The organism is Demequina zhanjiangensis, assembly GCF_030418315.1.
GTDB lineage: Bacteria > Actinomycetota > Actinomycetes > Actinomycetales > Demequinaceae > Demequina > Demequina zhanjiangensis.
This window is the reverse complement of the sequence record NZ_JAUHPV010000003.1, coordinates 143811-158732: the sequence shown is the minus strand read 5'-3', so window position 1 is coordinate 158732 and position 14922 is coordinate 143811. Positions and strand designations below refer to the sequence as shown.

Annotated in this window: 13 protein-coding genes, 1 tRNA gene and 1 other RNA gene; 4 read left to right on the top strand and 11 right to left on the bottom strand. The window is 69.8% G+C overall.

Annotation, left to right across the window (positions count from 1 at the left end; translation table 11 throughout):
* Positions 1 to 39 precede the first annotated feature (39 nt).
* The gene (locus QQX04_RS06100; RefSeq protein ID WP_301127237.1) at positions 40 to 2163 is read left to right on the top strand and encodes a sensor domain-containing protein; all 2124 of its coding nucleotides are present in this window, start codon (positions 40 to 42) and stop codon (positions 2161 to 2163) included.
* Positions 2164 to 2189: 26 nt separating this feature from the next.
* On the opposite strand, the gene rnpB is transcribed toward QQX04_RS06100, so the two are convergent.
* Together rnpB and QQX04_RS06090 are read right to left on the bottom strand one after the other, a co-directional pair.
* Positions 2190 to 2555: RNase P RNA component class A (rnpB, locus tag QQX04_RS06095), an RNA gene on the bottom strand.
* Between the two features lie 74 nt (positions 2556 to 2629).
* Entirely contained in the window at positions 2630 to 3100 is a 471-nt protein-coding gene (locus QQX04_RS06090) for a GNAT family N-acetyltransferase (RefSeq protein WP_301127236.1), read from the bottom strand.
* A gap of 71 nt (positions 3101 to 3171) precedes the next feature.
* Here QQX04_RS06090 and QQX04_RS06085 point away from each other — a divergent pair, with 71 nt between their 5' ends.
* The gene (locus QQX04_RS06085; RefSeq protein WP_301127234.1) at positions 3172 to 3942 is read left to right on the top strand and encodes a YaaA family protein; all 771 of its coding nucleotides are present in this window, start codon (positions 3172 to 3174) and stop codon (positions 3940 to 3942) included.
* A gap of 15 nt (positions 3943 to 3957) precedes the next feature.
* On the opposite strand, the gene QQX04_RS06080 is transcribed toward QQX04_RS06085, so the two are convergent.
* From QQX04_RS06080 to QQX04_RS06060, 5 genes are all read right to left on the bottom strand, one after another.
* Complete coding sequence (locus QQX04_RS06080; protein ID WP_301127232.1) at positions 3958 to 4764, bottom strand: SDR family oxidoreductase; 807 nt, start codon at positions 4762 to 4764, stop codon at positions 3958 to 3960.
* A gap of 79 nt (positions 4765 to 4843) precedes the next feature.
* Complete coding sequence (locus QQX04_RS06075) at positions 4844 to 5521, bottom strand: histidine phosphatase family protein (protein ID WP_301127230.1); 678 nt, start codon at positions 5519 to 5521, stop codon at positions 4844 to 4846.
* A gap of 66 nt (positions 5522 to 5587) precedes the next feature.
* Positions 5588 to 6319, bottom strand: a complete 732-nt coding sequence (locus QQX04_RS06070; RefSeq protein ID WP_301127228.1) for a zinc ribbon domain-containing protein — start codon at positions 6317 to 6319, stop codon at positions 5588 to 5590.
* An 18-nt stretch (positions 6320 to 6337) separates the two neighbouring features.
* Positions 6338 to 7165, bottom strand: coding sequence for a Nif3-like dinuclear metal center hexameric protein (locus QQX04_RS06065; RefSeq protein ID WP_301127226.1), 828 nt, complete (start codon positions 7163 to 7165; stop codon positions 6338 to 6340).
* Between the two features lie 9 nt (positions 7166 to 7174).
* On the bottom strand, positions 7175 to 8050 hold the full coding sequence (locus QQX04_RS06060) for a potassium channel family protein (protein WP_301127224.1): 876 nt from the start codon (positions 8048 to 8050) through the stop codon (positions 7175 to 7177).
* 187 nt (positions 8051 to 8237) lie between these two features.
* On the opposite strand from QQX04_RS06060, the gene QQX04_RS06055 reads away from it, so the two are divergent.
* Complete coding sequence (locus QQX04_RS06055) at positions 8238 to 8570, top strand: hypothetical protein (protein ID WP_301127222.1); 333 nt, start codon at positions 8238 to 8240, stop codon at positions 8568 to 8570.
* A gap of 12 nt (positions 8571 to 8582) precedes the next feature.
* Here QQX04_RS06055 and QQX04_RS06050 read toward each other — a convergent pair whose 3' ends face one another.
* The 4 genes from QQX04_RS06050 to QQX04_RS06035 form a co-directional block, all read right to left on the bottom strand.
* Positions 8583 to 10805: an Ig-like domain repeat protein gene (locus QQX04_RS06050; protein WP_301127220.1), complete on the bottom strand. Its 2223-nt coding sequence runs from the start codon at positions 10803 to 10805 to the stop codon at positions 8583 to 8585.
* A 106-nt stretch (positions 10806 to 10911) separates the two neighbouring features.
* Positions 10912 to 10985 (bottom strand) — tRNA-Val (locus QQX04_RS06045).
* A gap of 58 nt (positions 10986 to 11043) precedes the next feature.
* A complete protein-coding gene (locus tag QQX04_RS06040; protein ID WP_301127218.1) occupies positions 11044 to 11508 on the bottom strand; it encodes a peroxiredoxin in 465 nt (154 codons plus the stop codon).
* Positions 11505 to 11933 carry a DUF3052 domain-containing protein gene (locus QQX04_RS06035; protein ID WP_301127216.1) on the bottom strand — a complete coding sequence of 143 codons (429 nt, stop codon included), beginning with the start codon at positions 11931 to 11933 and terminating at the stop codon, positions 11505 to 11507. The genes QQX04_RS06040 and QQX04_RS06035 overlap by 4 nt, the downstream gene beginning before the upstream one ends.
* Before the next feature lie 269 nt (positions 11934 to 12202).
* Here QQX04_RS06035 and aceE point away from each other — a divergent pair, with 269 nt between their 5' ends.
* The gene (gene aceE, locus QQX04_RS06030; protein ID WP_301127214.1) at positions 12203 to 14917 is read left to right on the top strand and encodes a pyruvate dehydrogenase (acetyl-transferring), homodimeric type; all 2715 of its coding nucleotides are present in this window, start codon (positions 12203 to 12205) and stop codon (positions 14915 to 14917) included.
* Positions 14918 to 14922 lie beyond the last annotated feature (5 nt).

The window sequence follows — 14922 nt, the reverse complement described above, 5'->3', positions numbered from 1 at the left end:
GACGATGGGGTTCCCAGTTCACGGAGGAGGAGGGATCTCGTGAGCGAGCCGCACGCCAGCACGCCGGCGCACGACGCCGACGACGCTGCCTCGCGCCTTGCGCAGCTCGAGGCGATCCTCCAGCTCGCACCCGTCGGCATCGGCCTGGTCGACTCCCACGGACGCACCACCATGACGAACGGCGCCCTGCACCGCATGCTCGGCTACACGCCCGAGGAGTTCGCGAGCCTGTCGTGGGCCGACTACACGCACCCGGACGACGTCGAGACGAACGCTGAGTTCTCGCGTCAGCTCGCCGCAGGCGAGATCGAGACGTTCGAGATGGAGAAGCGATTCCGACGCAAGGACGGGGGCTGGGTCTGGACCGCTCTCACGGTCTCCCTGGTGCGCAAGGAGGACGGAACCCCCGCCTACGAGATCGGCATGACCACTGACATCACCGAGCGCAAGCGGCTCGAGAGCGAGCTCCGGGCCGCTGAGGAGCGCTACCGGATGCTCGTCGAACGGGTCCCGGCCGTCGTGTACTCCGCCGAGCCGGGCCAGAGGGGCAGATGGCACTACGTGAGCCCCCAGATCGAGGAGATGCTCGGATTCACGGCTCAGGAATGGATCGCGGATCCCGAGCTGTGGTGGAACCAGGTGGACCCCGCCGACCGCGATCGGCTGATGGAGACCGAGGCGGCCATGCTCGCCGAAGGCCCCCGGAGCGAGCGCCGAGGCGACACCTACCGGATGTTCAGGCGCGACGGCACGCCGCTGTGGGTGAGGGACGACTCGATCGTCCTCTACGACCAGGCGGGACGACCCATGATCCAAGGGGTCATCGTGGACGTCACCCAGGAGAAGGCGCTCGAGGCGAAGCTCGGGCATGACGCCTACCACGACGCCTTGACGGGGCTCCCGAACAGGACCCTGTTCCGCGACCGGGTGGCTGAGGCGCTCTCAGAACCCGTCCGCGGCGAGCACCGCACAGTGGTGCTCTTCATCGACCTCGACAACTTCAAGGCGGTCAACGACACGTTCGGCCACGCCACAGGCGACGAGGTGGTGGTCGCCGCGGCCAGGCGCATCCGCTCAAGCGCCCGCGAGAACGACATCGCGGCACGGCTCGGCGGCGACGAGTTCGCGGTCATGCTCACGCACTCCACCGCCGAGGAGGCGGAGGCGCTCGCGAACAGGATCCTGAACGGGCTCCAGGGCTCCCCGATCGCGTTCAGCGGAGGCACCGCGCTCGTCGGCGCGAGCATCGGCATCGCCATCGCAGAGCACGGAGAGACGACCGAGACGCTGCTGCGCAACGCAGACCTCGCGATGTACCAGGCGAAGGCGCGAGGACGCGGTCGCCACGTGACGTACGAGTCCGACATGCATCAGGGCGCAGTGGCGCAGTTCAAGCTCGACGAGGCGCTTCAACTCGCTGTCGCTGCAGGCACCATCTCGCTCGCCTTCCAACCGATCGCCGATCTCGGCACGGGCCGCGTGGTCGGCGTCGAGGCGCTCGCCCGCTGGTACGACGCGAACCTGGGCGTCGTGCCACCGTCGGTCTTCATCCCTGCCGCTGAGCAGGCGGGGCTGATCCACGAGCTGGGCCGCCAGGTGCTGGTCCGCGCGTGCACCGAGCTCGTCCAATGGCGCGACATGACCGGGAACGTCGCGTTCGTGACGGTGAACGTCTCCCCCCTGCAGTTCGAGGACGAGCTGTTCCCCGAGTTCGTCATGACGGTGCTGGAGGATCGCGGGCTCGAGCCTGCGAGCCTCATCCTCGAGGTGACGGAGGGACTCCTCCTCGAGGAGTGCAGTCGGGACACTCTGGCGACTCTCCGCGCGGGAGGGATCCGAGTGGCCATCGACGACTTCGGCACGGGCTACTCCTCGCTCAGCTACCTGCGCGATCTGCCGGTCGACATGATCAAGATCGACCAGGCCTTCGTCGGCCTCGCGGACTCGAGCGACAGCGACAGGGACTTCCTCGGCGCACTGATCGGGCTCGTCCGCACGCTGAGCCTCACCCCGGTCGCGGAGGGCATCGAGACGCAGTCGCAGCTCGCCGAGGTACGCGCCACCGGATGCGCCTACGGGCAGGGCTACCTGCTGGCGCGTCCCGGACCGATGGCGATGATCCCCGCAGTGATCGAGAACATCGCGGAGAACGCGCACGCGTAGCCACGCGGCCGCACGGCCGGCTGAGGCGGATGAGCTGGCCGATACGCCGGGTTCTGTCTCTCGCGCCGAGGCGCGAGGGGCGGCCATCCATCTAGGCCCTGGATTGCTCCAGGGCTCGAGCAGCCTACCCGGAAGCATCGGGCGGGCAGCCCTCAAGCGCTTCCTGTCTGGCCTTGCTCCGGGTGGGGTTTACCTTGCCGCTTCCGTCACCGGTCGCGCGGTGAGCTCTTACCTCACCCTTTCACCCTTACCCTCGCCGTGAGGCGAGGGCGGTCTTCTCTCTGTGGCACTGTCCCGCGGGTCACCCCGGGTGGCCGTTAGCCATCACCCTGCCCTGTGGAGCCCGGACGTTCCTCGGGATCCGAAGATCACGCGGCCGCCTGGCCAGCTCATCCGCGTCTCAAGGGTACCGGGTGCCTGGGCAGCGCCGGGCGCGTCGTCAGTCACGGCGCGGTCGCGGTCGCGGTCACAGGTCCTGGACGTAGTAGTAGGCCCGCTCCCCCGTGTCCGGCATGAGCCCGCGGAAGCCGTGGCGCTCGTAGAAGCGTTGCGCGTCAACGTCGGGCGCGTCGACGTGGATCTCGATCGACTCGATGCCCAGCGCCGGAGCGTCGTCGAGGATCCGTCGGATGAGCGCCGTGCCGAGCCCGTGACCTCTGCGCGGGGCCTGCACGTAGAGCTCGTCGAGCAGCGCGACGCGCCCCGACAGCCAGACGTTCGTATGGAGCGTCAGCAGCGCGACGCCTGTCGCGGGTTCTCCGACCAGGTAGGCCAGCGTGGTGTCCCCTGCGAGCAGGTGCGCGAGCCGTTCGGACAGCACCTGCACGCCCGGGCTCGCGGCGTCGTACTCGGTGTTGAAGTCGTGCAGCAGCCGCGCCACCATGTCGGCGTCTGCGGGTGCGGCACGCCAGGCCGAGGCTTCGGCATGCTCCGTCATCGCCTCAGGCTAGGACGGCTGAGGCGTCCGCGCCGTGCGGAGACGGGCCTGACCACCGCTAGCCTGTCTGCGTGCTCGTCCTCCTCCCCCCTTCCGAAGGCAAGACCGCGCCGTCGTCCGGCGCCCCCGTCGACCTGGACTCGCTGTCCCACCCCGTGCTGGCCGACGCGCGCCGCCGGGTCGCGGACACGCTCGCCAAGGTGAGCGGGCAGCGCAACGCCTTGGAGGTGCTCGACGTGGGCGCGAGCCTCGCAGGCGAGGTCGCGCGGAATCGGACCGTGTGGGACAACCCGGCCGACGCCGCCGCCCGCATCTACACGGGGGTCCTGTACGACGCCGCGGGCATGGCTGGCTGGGACGACGCGCTGCTCGGAAGGGCGCAGGATCGCGTGAGGGTGGTCTCCGCACTCTGGGGCGCCGTCTCCCCCGCCGACCGCATCCCGGCGTATCGCCTGTCCATGGGGACGACGCTGGGGCGGCTCGGCGGTCTCGCGACGTTCTGGCGCGGACGTCTCTCACCCGAGCTCGACTCGCTCGCCGACGGCGGCCTCGTGGTCGACTGCCGCAGCGCCTCGTATGTCGCCGCCTACCGGCCGACAGGCCCGTGGGTCGCGGTGAAGGTGATGCGAGAGCTCGACGGCAAGCGGGCTGTGGTGAGCCACATGGCGAAGCACACGCGCGGCCTGCTGACGGCTCACCTGGTGCGTTCGGATGCGACGCCGGAGACGCCTCAGGACCTCGCCGACGCCGCGGCCGGCATGATCGGAGAGGGCCTCGTCGATGTGACGCTCGCCGCGAAGGCGAAGGGCCCCGCCGAGCTCACGCTCGTCATCGCGGGCTGAGAGCCCTGGAGCCGGTCAGACGAGCGAGACGCCGCCGTCGACCGCGATGGTCTGTCCGGTGACGAAGCCGCAGGTCATGAGGAACAGGTAGGCCTGCGCGACCTCGCGGATCTCTGCGGTGCGCCCGAGAGGGATGGCGTTCGCCATCGAGGTGCGCGTCTCCTCGAGCGCCTGCGAGTCGAGCGCGCGCCAGAGTCCGGTCTCCGTCCACGTCGGGGCGACAGCGTTCACTCGCACCTGAGGGGCGAGCTCGACCGCGAGGCCCTTGACCATCGTCTCGATCGCCTCGTTGCCGATGGTGGCGCCCGAGGACGTGGAGGGGGATCCTCCTGATCCCGCGGTGAAGGTGATCGATCCGCCCGCAGCAACGCGGGGCGCGAGCGCACGCGCGACATGAAGGTTCGCGAACAGCTTGCCCTCGATCGTGTCGCGGATCAGCGCGGGGTCGGCGTCAAGGAAACCGCCGCCCATCGCGCCGCCGAGCGTGGAGACCACGTGGTCGATCTCTCCCAGCTGCTCGCCGAGCTGCTCGAGCGCGCCGGGGGCGGTGGCGTCGAAGGTGGCGCCGCCCGCCGCCGCACCGATCGCGCGGAGCGCGGACACGGCGCCCTCCAGCCGGCCCCGATCACGTCCGACGAGGACGACGCGTGCACCGGCGGTCGCCGCGGAGCGAGCCACCTCCAGGCCGAATCCCGACGTCCCACCGACCACCAGGATTCGCGCTCCCTGCAACGCAGCGAGGGTGCTGTCGGAGGCGGGCATGGCGGCATCGGGCATCATTCGCTCCAAGGTGTTGGGGGTGTCACGAGCGGAACGTCGCACGGACCATCCTAGTTCCCCGTCAAGGGCAATTCTTCCGAGTGAGAACGCGTGAGGAGGGGCCGCCCAGCACCGCGCCGGATCAGCTCGTGGGTGCCCCCACGCACAGCAGATGCCGTTCCACGATCTCCCCCTCCTGCGACACGCGCAGCTGCAGGATCGTGAGCGACGCAGGCGAAGGCCAGAGCCTGGACCAGCGTGCCGGCGGGGCCTCCAGGGAGCGACCCACCAAGGACTTGATCGCGACCGCGTGCGAGGCGAGCGCGACCGACCTCGCCGCATCAGGACCGGCGACGCATTCGCGGGCGTGCGTGCCCGCGATGTCGACCACCAGGGACTCGACCCGGTCCGCCACGTCGTCCAGCGACTCACCGCCAGGGGGCGCGATCTCACCGTCGCGCCACCGTACGAGGCCGTCACCGTCGCGCGCGACGATCTCCTGCGCCGAGAGCCCCTCCCAGGCGCCGAAGTCGACCTCCTTGAGACGCGCGTCGGTCGACACGTGCGCGCCGAGGCGACGGCCGATGGCTCCGCCCGTCTCCTGGGTGCGGGTCATCGGCGACGCGAGCACGCGATCCACGGAGGGAAGGTCCTGCCAGGAGCGGCGGCCGATCTGATAGACGGCGTCAGCCGCCTTGGCGGCCTGCACACGGCCGGCCGAGGTCAGGGACGGCCCGGGCACTCCCGAGCCCGAGAAGCGATGCTCGAGCGTCATCGGCGTCACGCCGTGGCGCACCATCACCAGCGTGAGCGGTGCCACGAGGTCCTGCCTTCCGGACGGCGCGAACGCCGCAGCGCCCCCTGACGCGTGTGATCCCGCCATGGGTCAGGCGCCGCGCACGAGGATGCGCCCGCACTCCTCGCAGCGGACGATCTGGTCCGCTGGGGCGTTCAGGATCGCAGCGAGGTCACCCGCGTTGAGCGTCATGTGACAGCCCTGGCAGGCGCCCCCCACGAGCGAGGCGGCACCCACGCCGCCGTGCTGCTCGCGGAGCTTGTCGTACAGCGCCAGGAGCGCGGCATCGAGGTCACGTGCGGCCGTCCCGCGCTCGTCGTGAATCGCGACGAGCTGCTCATCGATCTCGCGCACCGCAGCGTCGCGGTCAGCGGTCACCTCGGCGACCTGCGTCTCGAGCGCCTCGGTCTGCTCCGTCGCCGACGCGAGTGTCGCCTCCGCGGCCTCCAGACGCTCCATGGCCTCCAGCTCGACGTCCTCGAGGTCGCTGCGACGCTTCGCCAGCACCTCGAGCTCGCCCTGGAGCGCCTGCAGGTCCTTCGCGGAGCCCGCACCCGAGTTGAGCCGCTGCTGGTCGCGCTCCTCACGCGCTCGCACCGACTGCACGTCGTCCTCCGCCTTGGTCACGGCCCGCTTGAGGTCCCCGACCTCGGCCGTGCGGGCGATGCGCTCCTCGTGCAGGTCGGCGAGTCGTGCCGCGAGCTCCTCGAGCTGTGCGAGCTGCGGGAGGGTGTCCCGCTTGTGCCTGAGCTGCTGCGCTCGCAGGTCGGCGTCCTGGACGTCGAGCAGCCGACGCTGATCGGCTACGGGGGCGGTGGCCACGATGGGTCTCCTTCAGGTTCAGGAACCGGTCGCGCCGAAGCGGGCGGTCCACGGGTCGGTGGTCACGGTGCTGACGCAGGTCTCGATGCCGAGCGTCTCCTCGAGATACGTGGCCGCGTCCTTGAGCCACGACCACTCCGAGGCGGAGTGTGCCACATCCACGAGGAACGGCCGACCATCGCCCAGCAGCGCCTCCTCGCGCGCCTCCGAGGCGGGGTGGTGTCGCAGGTCCGCAGTGACGTAGACATCGGCCCCGGTGGTCCTCACCAGGTCGAGGAACGAGTCTCCGCTTCCGCCGAGCACCGCGACCGTCTCGACCGTCGCGGTCAGGTCGCCTGCGACGCGCACGCCGTGCGCGGTGGGCGGCAGCACGTTCGCCGCCCGCTCGACGAACTGGTGCAGCGTCATGGGCTCCACGAGCCGGCCGAGGCGACCCGAGCCGAGCGAGGGGTCCTCCGCGTCGGGCACGAGAGGCACGGTGTCCGTGACGCCCAGGTCCGCCGCGAGCGCGTCGGCCACTCCCCCGGCGGCGGCGTCGGCGTTGGTGTGCGCGTTGAAGAGCGCGATCCCCCGCTCGATCAGCTCGTGCACGACCGCGCCCTTGGACGTGTCGGCCCGCACGGAGGTGACGCCTCGCAGCAGCAGGGGGTGGTGGGTGAAGATGAGGTCGCAGTCCTCGTCCACGGCCTCCTCGACGATCGCGATCACCGGGTCGACGGCAAGGAGCACCTTCTCGACCACGGCGTCGGGCCGGCCGACGACAAGACCGTTGCGGTCCCACGACTCCTGAAGCCGGGGCGGGTAGCGCTGGTCGAGTGCGGCGATGACGTCGGATACCTGGACCATGGCTCCACGCTACTGCCCCTCGCCCTCCTTCGGGGCCTCGGGTGAGGCGCCGGCGGAGGTCGAGCCGGCGGACCGCGTACCGCGGATGGCGTCGGGGTGCTCTCCGTGGGCGAGCAGCACGTCGATCTTCGCCTCGAGCGTCTGAATGCGACCGAGCATCTCGGCCTGGCGCTCCTCAGCGATCTGGAGAGCCTCCATGTCCCGGTCGGCCTCCTCGGCATCCCGCTTCTCCTCCTCGTCCCCGGAGGTGACCGAGACGAACCAGGCGGCGACCGAGGCCGTCACCACACCGATGAGGGCGATGCCAAGCAGCATCATCCCTCCGGCGACCATGCGACCGGTGACGCTCACCGGTGCGTAGTCGCCGTAGCCGACGGTGGTCACCGTCACGAAGGCCCACCACAGCGCATCGCCGAAAGTGTTGATCGCCGAGTCCGCCACCTCGCGCTCGGCGGACAGCACCCACACGGAGCCGATCCAGAGCAGCAGGATCGTGGAGAGCACGACCGCCTGCATGGTCTTCATCCGCCCCTGAGAGGAGAGGATCGACGTGCCCTGCGTGAACACGGAGAGGATCTTGAGCGGCCGCGCGGCGGGCAGGAGCACCGCGATCACGTCCAGCGGGTGGGTCCAGAGGTAGCGCCAGGACTTCTCCGACAGGACGGTGCGGATGATCAGGTCGACGAGGAAGACGATCCAGATCCACCCCTGGACCGCCAGCAAAGTGACCCGCACGCTGTGGGGAAGCACCTCGTAGGCGATGATCCTGGCCGACCACACGCCGAGGAAGACCAGGGCCAGGGCCGCCATCGCGGGGTCGAACCGACGCGCGTACGCCTCGTACTTGCTTCCGCTCGTCAGCTCGCTGAGCTGGTTCAGCGCCATCGGTCCCTCCCGCGTCGGCCGTCTCCACCGAGGCTAGCGTTCCTCAGGCCCAGCGGCGGGGAAGGCGATCCGAGCCGGTGCCGCTTCGCATGAATGTGCCTGGCTTTTTCACTTGCATCGGAGCGCCGCGTGCCGATGGGCGGGGTACCCGCCTCCCGGCCAGGGAGGCAGCGAACGACGCGGCACGATGCCGCAGACTGGAGCCCTCGCGATGACGTCCGAGTCGGTAGTGACCCTGTCCGTGCGCCGATGGAACGTACGCGATCACGCCCGCTTCTGGACCACCGAGCTCGCCCCGTCCCTCGCGGCGGCGGCGATCGGAGTGATCGGAGCCATCGCCGTGGCCGCCGTGGTGGAGCCAGGCGACGCACGCCTCAGCGTCCTCGCTGTCGTGCTCGGCACGTGCGGACTCGCGTACCCCGCGGCGATGGCCCTCTACATCGCGAAGAGCCGCCCGCCGCATGGCTTCGACGTGGTGAGCCACGAGGCGTCACGCCCCGCTCCGAGCCTCCAGGACTGATCTCTCGCGCGACTAGCGGAGGATGAACCGCATCGTGTAATCACGTGCGTCGGCGCAGCCCGCCTCGGTCGTGCACAGGGCGGCGGACACGGCCTCCGGGAACGACTGGGCACCCTCCGCCGTGAGATCCGAAGGCGCCGTGGTCGGCTCGACCTCGCCGTACAGATCCGTGCTCCGGCCCGCAGCCGCGTCGGACGCGATCGCCTCGTCCTGCCACGTGCCAGCCTGATCTGAGCCGTCGCTGGTCGCGGACAGGTCCTGGGACGGCGCCGGCCCGCGCACCTTGTCGAGCACCACGGGTCGGTTCACCTGCAGCGTGATGCCCACGAGCGAGGTCTGGGCGGAACCGACGGAGGACGGGCCTTTGTAGACGACGGTCAGCGGCCGGATACCGGCGGTCCAGGTCTTCGGCAGCGTCACGAGAGCGTTGCCGTCCACGTCGACGCTGCCGCTCCACGACCGACCTCCGTGGGAGACGGTCACGACGCCGCCCTTGCCCTGCGTGCCGGACACTGAGATCTCGACGCGCATCCCTCTGCCCTCCCACGAGGGCCGTGCGCTCGCCGCGACGGACAGGGTCGGACGCGCCTGCACGGTCGCGGTGGCGGTCGACTCGGACGCGGCGATGCCTGGCGCCCCGGAGTACACGGCCCGGACGGCGTGGTCGCCGACCGTGAGCGTGGTCGGCAGGGACAGCGTCGCCTCGCCGGCCACGAGGGTGCCGGACCTGCGGAGCACGCCGTCCACATAGATGTCGACGGTCCCGGTGGGGACCTCGTCCGAGCTCACCGTCACCGACGCCTGCGGCGCGCTTCCGGCATACACGGGAGGGACGGTCACGGTCGTGGTGGACGGCACTGTCGGGATCGCGCCGGGGCTGGTGACGACCTCGACGGTGGCGGTGCTCGCGGTGGCGGAGGTCACCGTCATCGAGAACAGACCGTCGGGGGCGGTGTAGGTGTCACCGACCTGGAACGACGTCCACAGGTCGGATCCGTCGGCCACGCCGACGATCTCGACGTCCCGGCCGCCCGGCACCCACGTGACCACCACTCCGGGCGAGTAGTCCGCCAGCAGGCCCTGCACGCTGAGCTTCGAGTAGGACAGCGGGTAGAACGCGCCGGAGTCGACCCCCTGGCCGCTGCGGAAGTCGAGGAAGTACCGCGAACCGTCGGAGTCGTCGACGAGCGTGATCGCAGTGATGCCCGTGCCGGACGTGGTCTCCGTCAGCGTGAGGGTGCGTTCCTCCCGGAGCTCGGGGTCGACCGTCACGGTCTCGGTCTGGGACTGCCAGCCCGGCAGGTCGAGGAAGGCGCGGTACGCGGCGTCCAGCGCACCCGGCTGGAGGGAGCCGATCGATCCGGCCTGCGGCCCGTACACGCCGTAGTACTCAGCGAAGCCGTACGCGCCGTAGGGGTCGCCCCACAGAGCGTTGGAGTGGCCCAGGCCGAGGTTGTGCCCGAGCTCGTGGACCGTGGTCGACGGGCTGAGCGAGGAGATGTGAACATAGCCGCCGGCGGGCATCGACCCGACTGTCGCGACGCCCGCATAGCTGTACGAGCAGGCGCTAGGGGTGTACACGATCAGGTGATTCCCGGAACCTGAGAAGCTCACCCCAGGGAACTCGGCGGCCGCAGTGCTCCACAGCTGCGAGTACGTGGCCGAGCACGAGCCGCTCCACGTGAGCGTGGTGGAGTCGGCGACGTCGAAGCCCGTGATCGCTCCACGCGCCTCTCGCACCCAGTAGTCGGCGGCGTACTCGGTGTTCGCCACCGCGCTCGAGAGCGCGACGTCACCCGAGGCGCTCGGATCGTCGATGGCCACCACATAGGCGTGGTGAGCGCTGAGCGCCACAGTCTCGGACGCGGGTCCGAGCACGGTCGCCGATTCGACGTCGGCGCCGGACACCGTCACCTCGACGGTGGAGCCTGGGTCGATCTGGTCGAGGACCTCTCCCTGCACCCGCGAGACCTCACCGTCGTCGGCGACGACCACGTGCTCCTCGGTCGGGGAGCCGTCGGTCTCGATGATGACCTCCAGCAGCTCGCCCGAGACGGAACCGTCCCAGGTGTCTGCGGAAGCCGTCGCCAGCCCCGCGGACGCGAGCGCGAGAGCGAGAGCGGCGCTGATCGCGGGACGCGCGCGTCGCAGGACGGGCACGCGCGCGGACACGATGCCGCGGACGTGCGGGGACTTCGGTGCGGTGCGGCGCCTGGCCGTGTCGTGAGAACCCATAGCGGTGTTCCCTTCGGCAGCACGGCGCCGAATGTCACTGAATCGCAGATATCTCACACGCCGGCGCGCAGAACGCTGCGCTACGGCATGTGGGAGATGAATGCAGTGGGCCCTGCCGGACTCGAACCGACGACACCTGCGGTGTAAACGCAGTGCTCTAACCAACTGAGCTAAGGGCCCGCGGGGACCTATTGTCCCCTATCGCGGACGGCGATGGAGGTGCCGCCCGCACCGCACGCTAGTCGAGCAGCGCGGCCACCTCTCGGCGGTAGTCGTCCACGTCCCTCGCCTCGCCGGTGGGGTTGACCACGGCCCAGCGGACCACGCCCTCGGCGTCGATGAGGAAGGTGCCGCGGGTCGCGAGGCCCTTACGCGGGTTGAACACCCCGTAGTCGCGCGAGGCGTCGCCGTGGGGCCAGAAGTCGCTCAGCAGCAGGCTCCGGTAGCCGTGGGTGTCGGCCCACGCCTTCAGCGAATACATCGAGTCGCAGGACACGACCAGCACCTCGAGGTCGTCTCGCTCGCGCAGGTCCGTTGCGTCTCGCAGATCCACGAGCTCGTTCGTGCACGTGTCCGAGAAGGCGAACGGCACGAACACGAGCAGCACGGCGCGACCCTTGAGGCTCGCGAGCGTGACGGTGCGCCCGTTCTGGTCCGTGAGCTCGAAGGCCGGGGCGGGATGGCCGACGAGCGGGTTCGTCACTTGCTGCGACCCTTCTCGACGAGCTGGGTGCACCACCAGCCGGATCCGACCACGAAGGTCGAGGTGGCGTGAAGCCCTGCGAGCGACGAGGACTCCTCGACGTCGCGCGGCTCCACCGCGCCAGCGCTGCCCGCCTTGGGCGTCAGCAGCCAGACGGGACGTCCGTCGTCAAGCAACGACTGAACGTCCATGAGCAGGTCCGCGAGGTCGTCGTCGCCGTCGCGGAACCACACGAGGGCACCGTCGGTGACGTCCCCGTAGTCCTCGTCGGCGAGCGACTCGCCGGTGACCTTCTCGATCGCTTCGCGCAGATTCGAGTCGACGTCGTCGTCGTAGCCGAACTCCTGGATGACATGGCCGTGCTTCAGGCCCAGCCTTGCGGCGACGCTGCTGTCAGCAGCCGTCGCGTCCTCCTGTGTCGCCACGGTGGCGGCGCTCCCTTCCTCGTCGAAGCCGCGCCGTCCGACGCGTCTTCAGGACAGCGTAGAGGTCAGCGCCCGAGGCGTGCAATCAGCGGGTACGGGACCAAGGGCCCAACGGTGATACTGTGCGTCGGTCCCCGCACGACCCTCCGGCCCTGGCCCGGCGTGACAACGCGACCGAAGATGACCAGAATGGCTCGGAGAGCGGCTATACCCGCATTCCCCGATACACGGCGGCGCAGCACCCCGCGCCCGCGACAGGAAGAGGACCCGTGACAGAGCACGGCGCTATCGACAAGGACCCGAACGAGACCGCGGAATGGCTCGAATCGATCGACGACATGATCGAGCATGGTGGCGAGAGCCGTGCGGAGTACGTGATCGATCGCATGGTCGATCACGCGGCGAAGCGTCAGCTGTCCGTCCCGCTGAGCCTCAACACCCCGTACGTCAACACCATCCACGCCGACGACGAGCCCGAGTTCCCGGGCGACGAGGCGCTTGAGCGTCGCTACCGCGGCTGGATCCGCTGGAACGCGGCCGTCATGGTCACGCGCGCGCAGGCGGCAGGCAAGGGCGTCGGCGGCCACATCTCGTCCTACGCCTCCGTGGCGACCCTGTACGAGGTGGGCCTCAACCACTTCTTCAAGGGCAAGGACCACCCCGGCGGCGGCGACCAGGTCTACTTCCAGGGCCACGCTGCCCCGGGCGTGTACGCACGCGGGCTCGTCGAAGGACGCTTCAGCGAGGACGACCTCGACTCGTTCCGCCAGGAGAAGTCCGGCCCGGGCCGTGGCCTTTCGTCCTACCCTCACCCGCGCCTCATGCCCGACCTGTGGGAGTTCCCCACCGTGTCGATGGGCCTTGGCCCTGCATCCGCGATCTACCAGGCGTGGACCAACCGCTACCTGCAGCACCGTGGCATCAAGGACACCTCGCAGCAGCACGTGTGGGCATTCCTCGGCGACGGTGAGATGGACGAGCCGGAGTCGCGCGGCATGCTGCAGCTCGCCGCCAACCAGGGTCTCGACAACCTCACGTTCGTGGTCAACGCGAACCTGCAGCGCCTCGACGGCCCGGTGCGCGGAAACGGCAAGATCATCCAGGAGCTCGAGGCGTACTTCCGCGGCGCCGGCTGGAACGTCATCAAGGTCATCTGGGGCCGTGGGTGGGACCCGCTGCTCCAGCAGGACCACGACGGCGCGCTCGTCAACCTGATGAACACCGTCCCCGACGGTGACTTCCAGACGTTCCGCGCCGAGTCCGGCGCGTTCATCCGCGACCAGTTCTTCGGCGGCGACCCGCGCGCCAAGGAGCTCGTCAAGGACATGACGGACGACGAGATCTGGGCGCTCAAGCGCGGTGGCCACGACTATCAGAAGCTGTACGCCGCCTACGCGCGCGCCACGCAGGAGAAGAACGGCAAGCCGACGGTCATCATCGCGAAGACCATCAAGGGCTACGGCCTCGGCTCCAACTTCGCCGCGCGCAACTCGACGCACCAGATGAAGAAGCTCGCGATGGCGGACCTCAAGGTCCTGCGCGACACCTTCGACATCCCGTTCACGGACGAGCAGCTCGAGGCTGACCCGTACAACCCGCCGTACTACCACCCGGGCGCCGACGACCCCGCGATCCAGTACATGCTGGAGCGCCGTCGCGAGCTCGGCGGCTGGGTGCCCGAGCGGCGCGACCCCGGCAAGCAGGTCGCTCTGCCCGACGACAAGGCCTACGAGCTGCTCGCGAAGGGCTCCGGCAAGCAGGAGGTCGCCACCACCATGGCGCTCGTGCGCCTGTTCAAGGACCTGGTCAAGGACAAGCAGTTCGGTGACCGTCTGGTGCCGATCATCCCCGACGAGGCGCGCACCTTCGGGCTCGACGCCATCTTCCCGTCGGCGAAGATCTTCAACACGCAGGGCCAGAACTACCTGCCGGTGGATCGCGAGCTGATGCTGTCCTACAAGGAGTCCACCTCCGGGCAGATCATGCACACGGGCATCAACGAGGCCGGTTCCGCCGCCGCGTTCCAGGCCGTCGGCACCTCCTACGCCACGCACGGCGAGCCGCTCGTGCCGTTCTACATCTTCTACTCGATGTTCGGCTTCCAGCGCACCGGCGACCAGTTCTGGGCCGCAGGCGACCAGCTCACGCGCGGGTTCATCATCGGCGCCACCGCGGGACGCACCACGCTGACCGGTGAGGGCCTCCAGCACGCCGACGGGCACTCCCCGCTCCTCGCAGGCACCAACCGCGCGATCGTGCAGTACGATCCCGCGTTCGGCTACGAGATCCGCCACATCGTCAAGGACGGAATCGCGCGGATGTACGGCCCGGAGGACGGCCGCGACAAGAACGTCATGTACTACCTGACGGTCTACAACGAGCCGATCCAGCAGCCGGCCGAGCCGGAGAACGTGGACATCGAGGGAATCCTTAAGGGCATCTACAAGTTCGCCGACGCTCCTGAGGGCACCGGCCCGGAGGCGCAGATCCTCGCGTCCGGCGTCGCCGTCCCGTGGGCTCTCGAGGCTCAGGAGCTGCTCGCCGCGCACTGGGGCGTCCGCGCCTCGGTGTGGTCGGTCACGTCGTGGAGCGAGCTGCGTCGTGAGGCGCTCGAGGCCGAGGAGCAGGCGTTCCTGCACCCCGAGGCCACGCCCCGCACGCCCTACCTCACGCAGAAGCTCGCCGGCGCGAACGGCCCGTTCGTCGCCACGACGGACTACGACCACCTGGTCCCCGACCAGGTGCGCGCCTGGATCCCCGGCACGTACGCCACGCTCGGCGCCGACGGCTTCGGCTTCTCGGACACCCGTGCGGCGGCGCGTCGCTACTTCAAGATCGACGGCCCGTCCACGGCGGTCAAGGTCCTGCAGCAGCTCGCTCGCCGCGGCGAGATCGACCCGGCCCTGGTGGGCCAGGCCATCGCACGCTACGAGCTGCACGACGTCACGAAGGGCACGTCCGGCAACTCGGGCGGCGACGCCTGACCTCA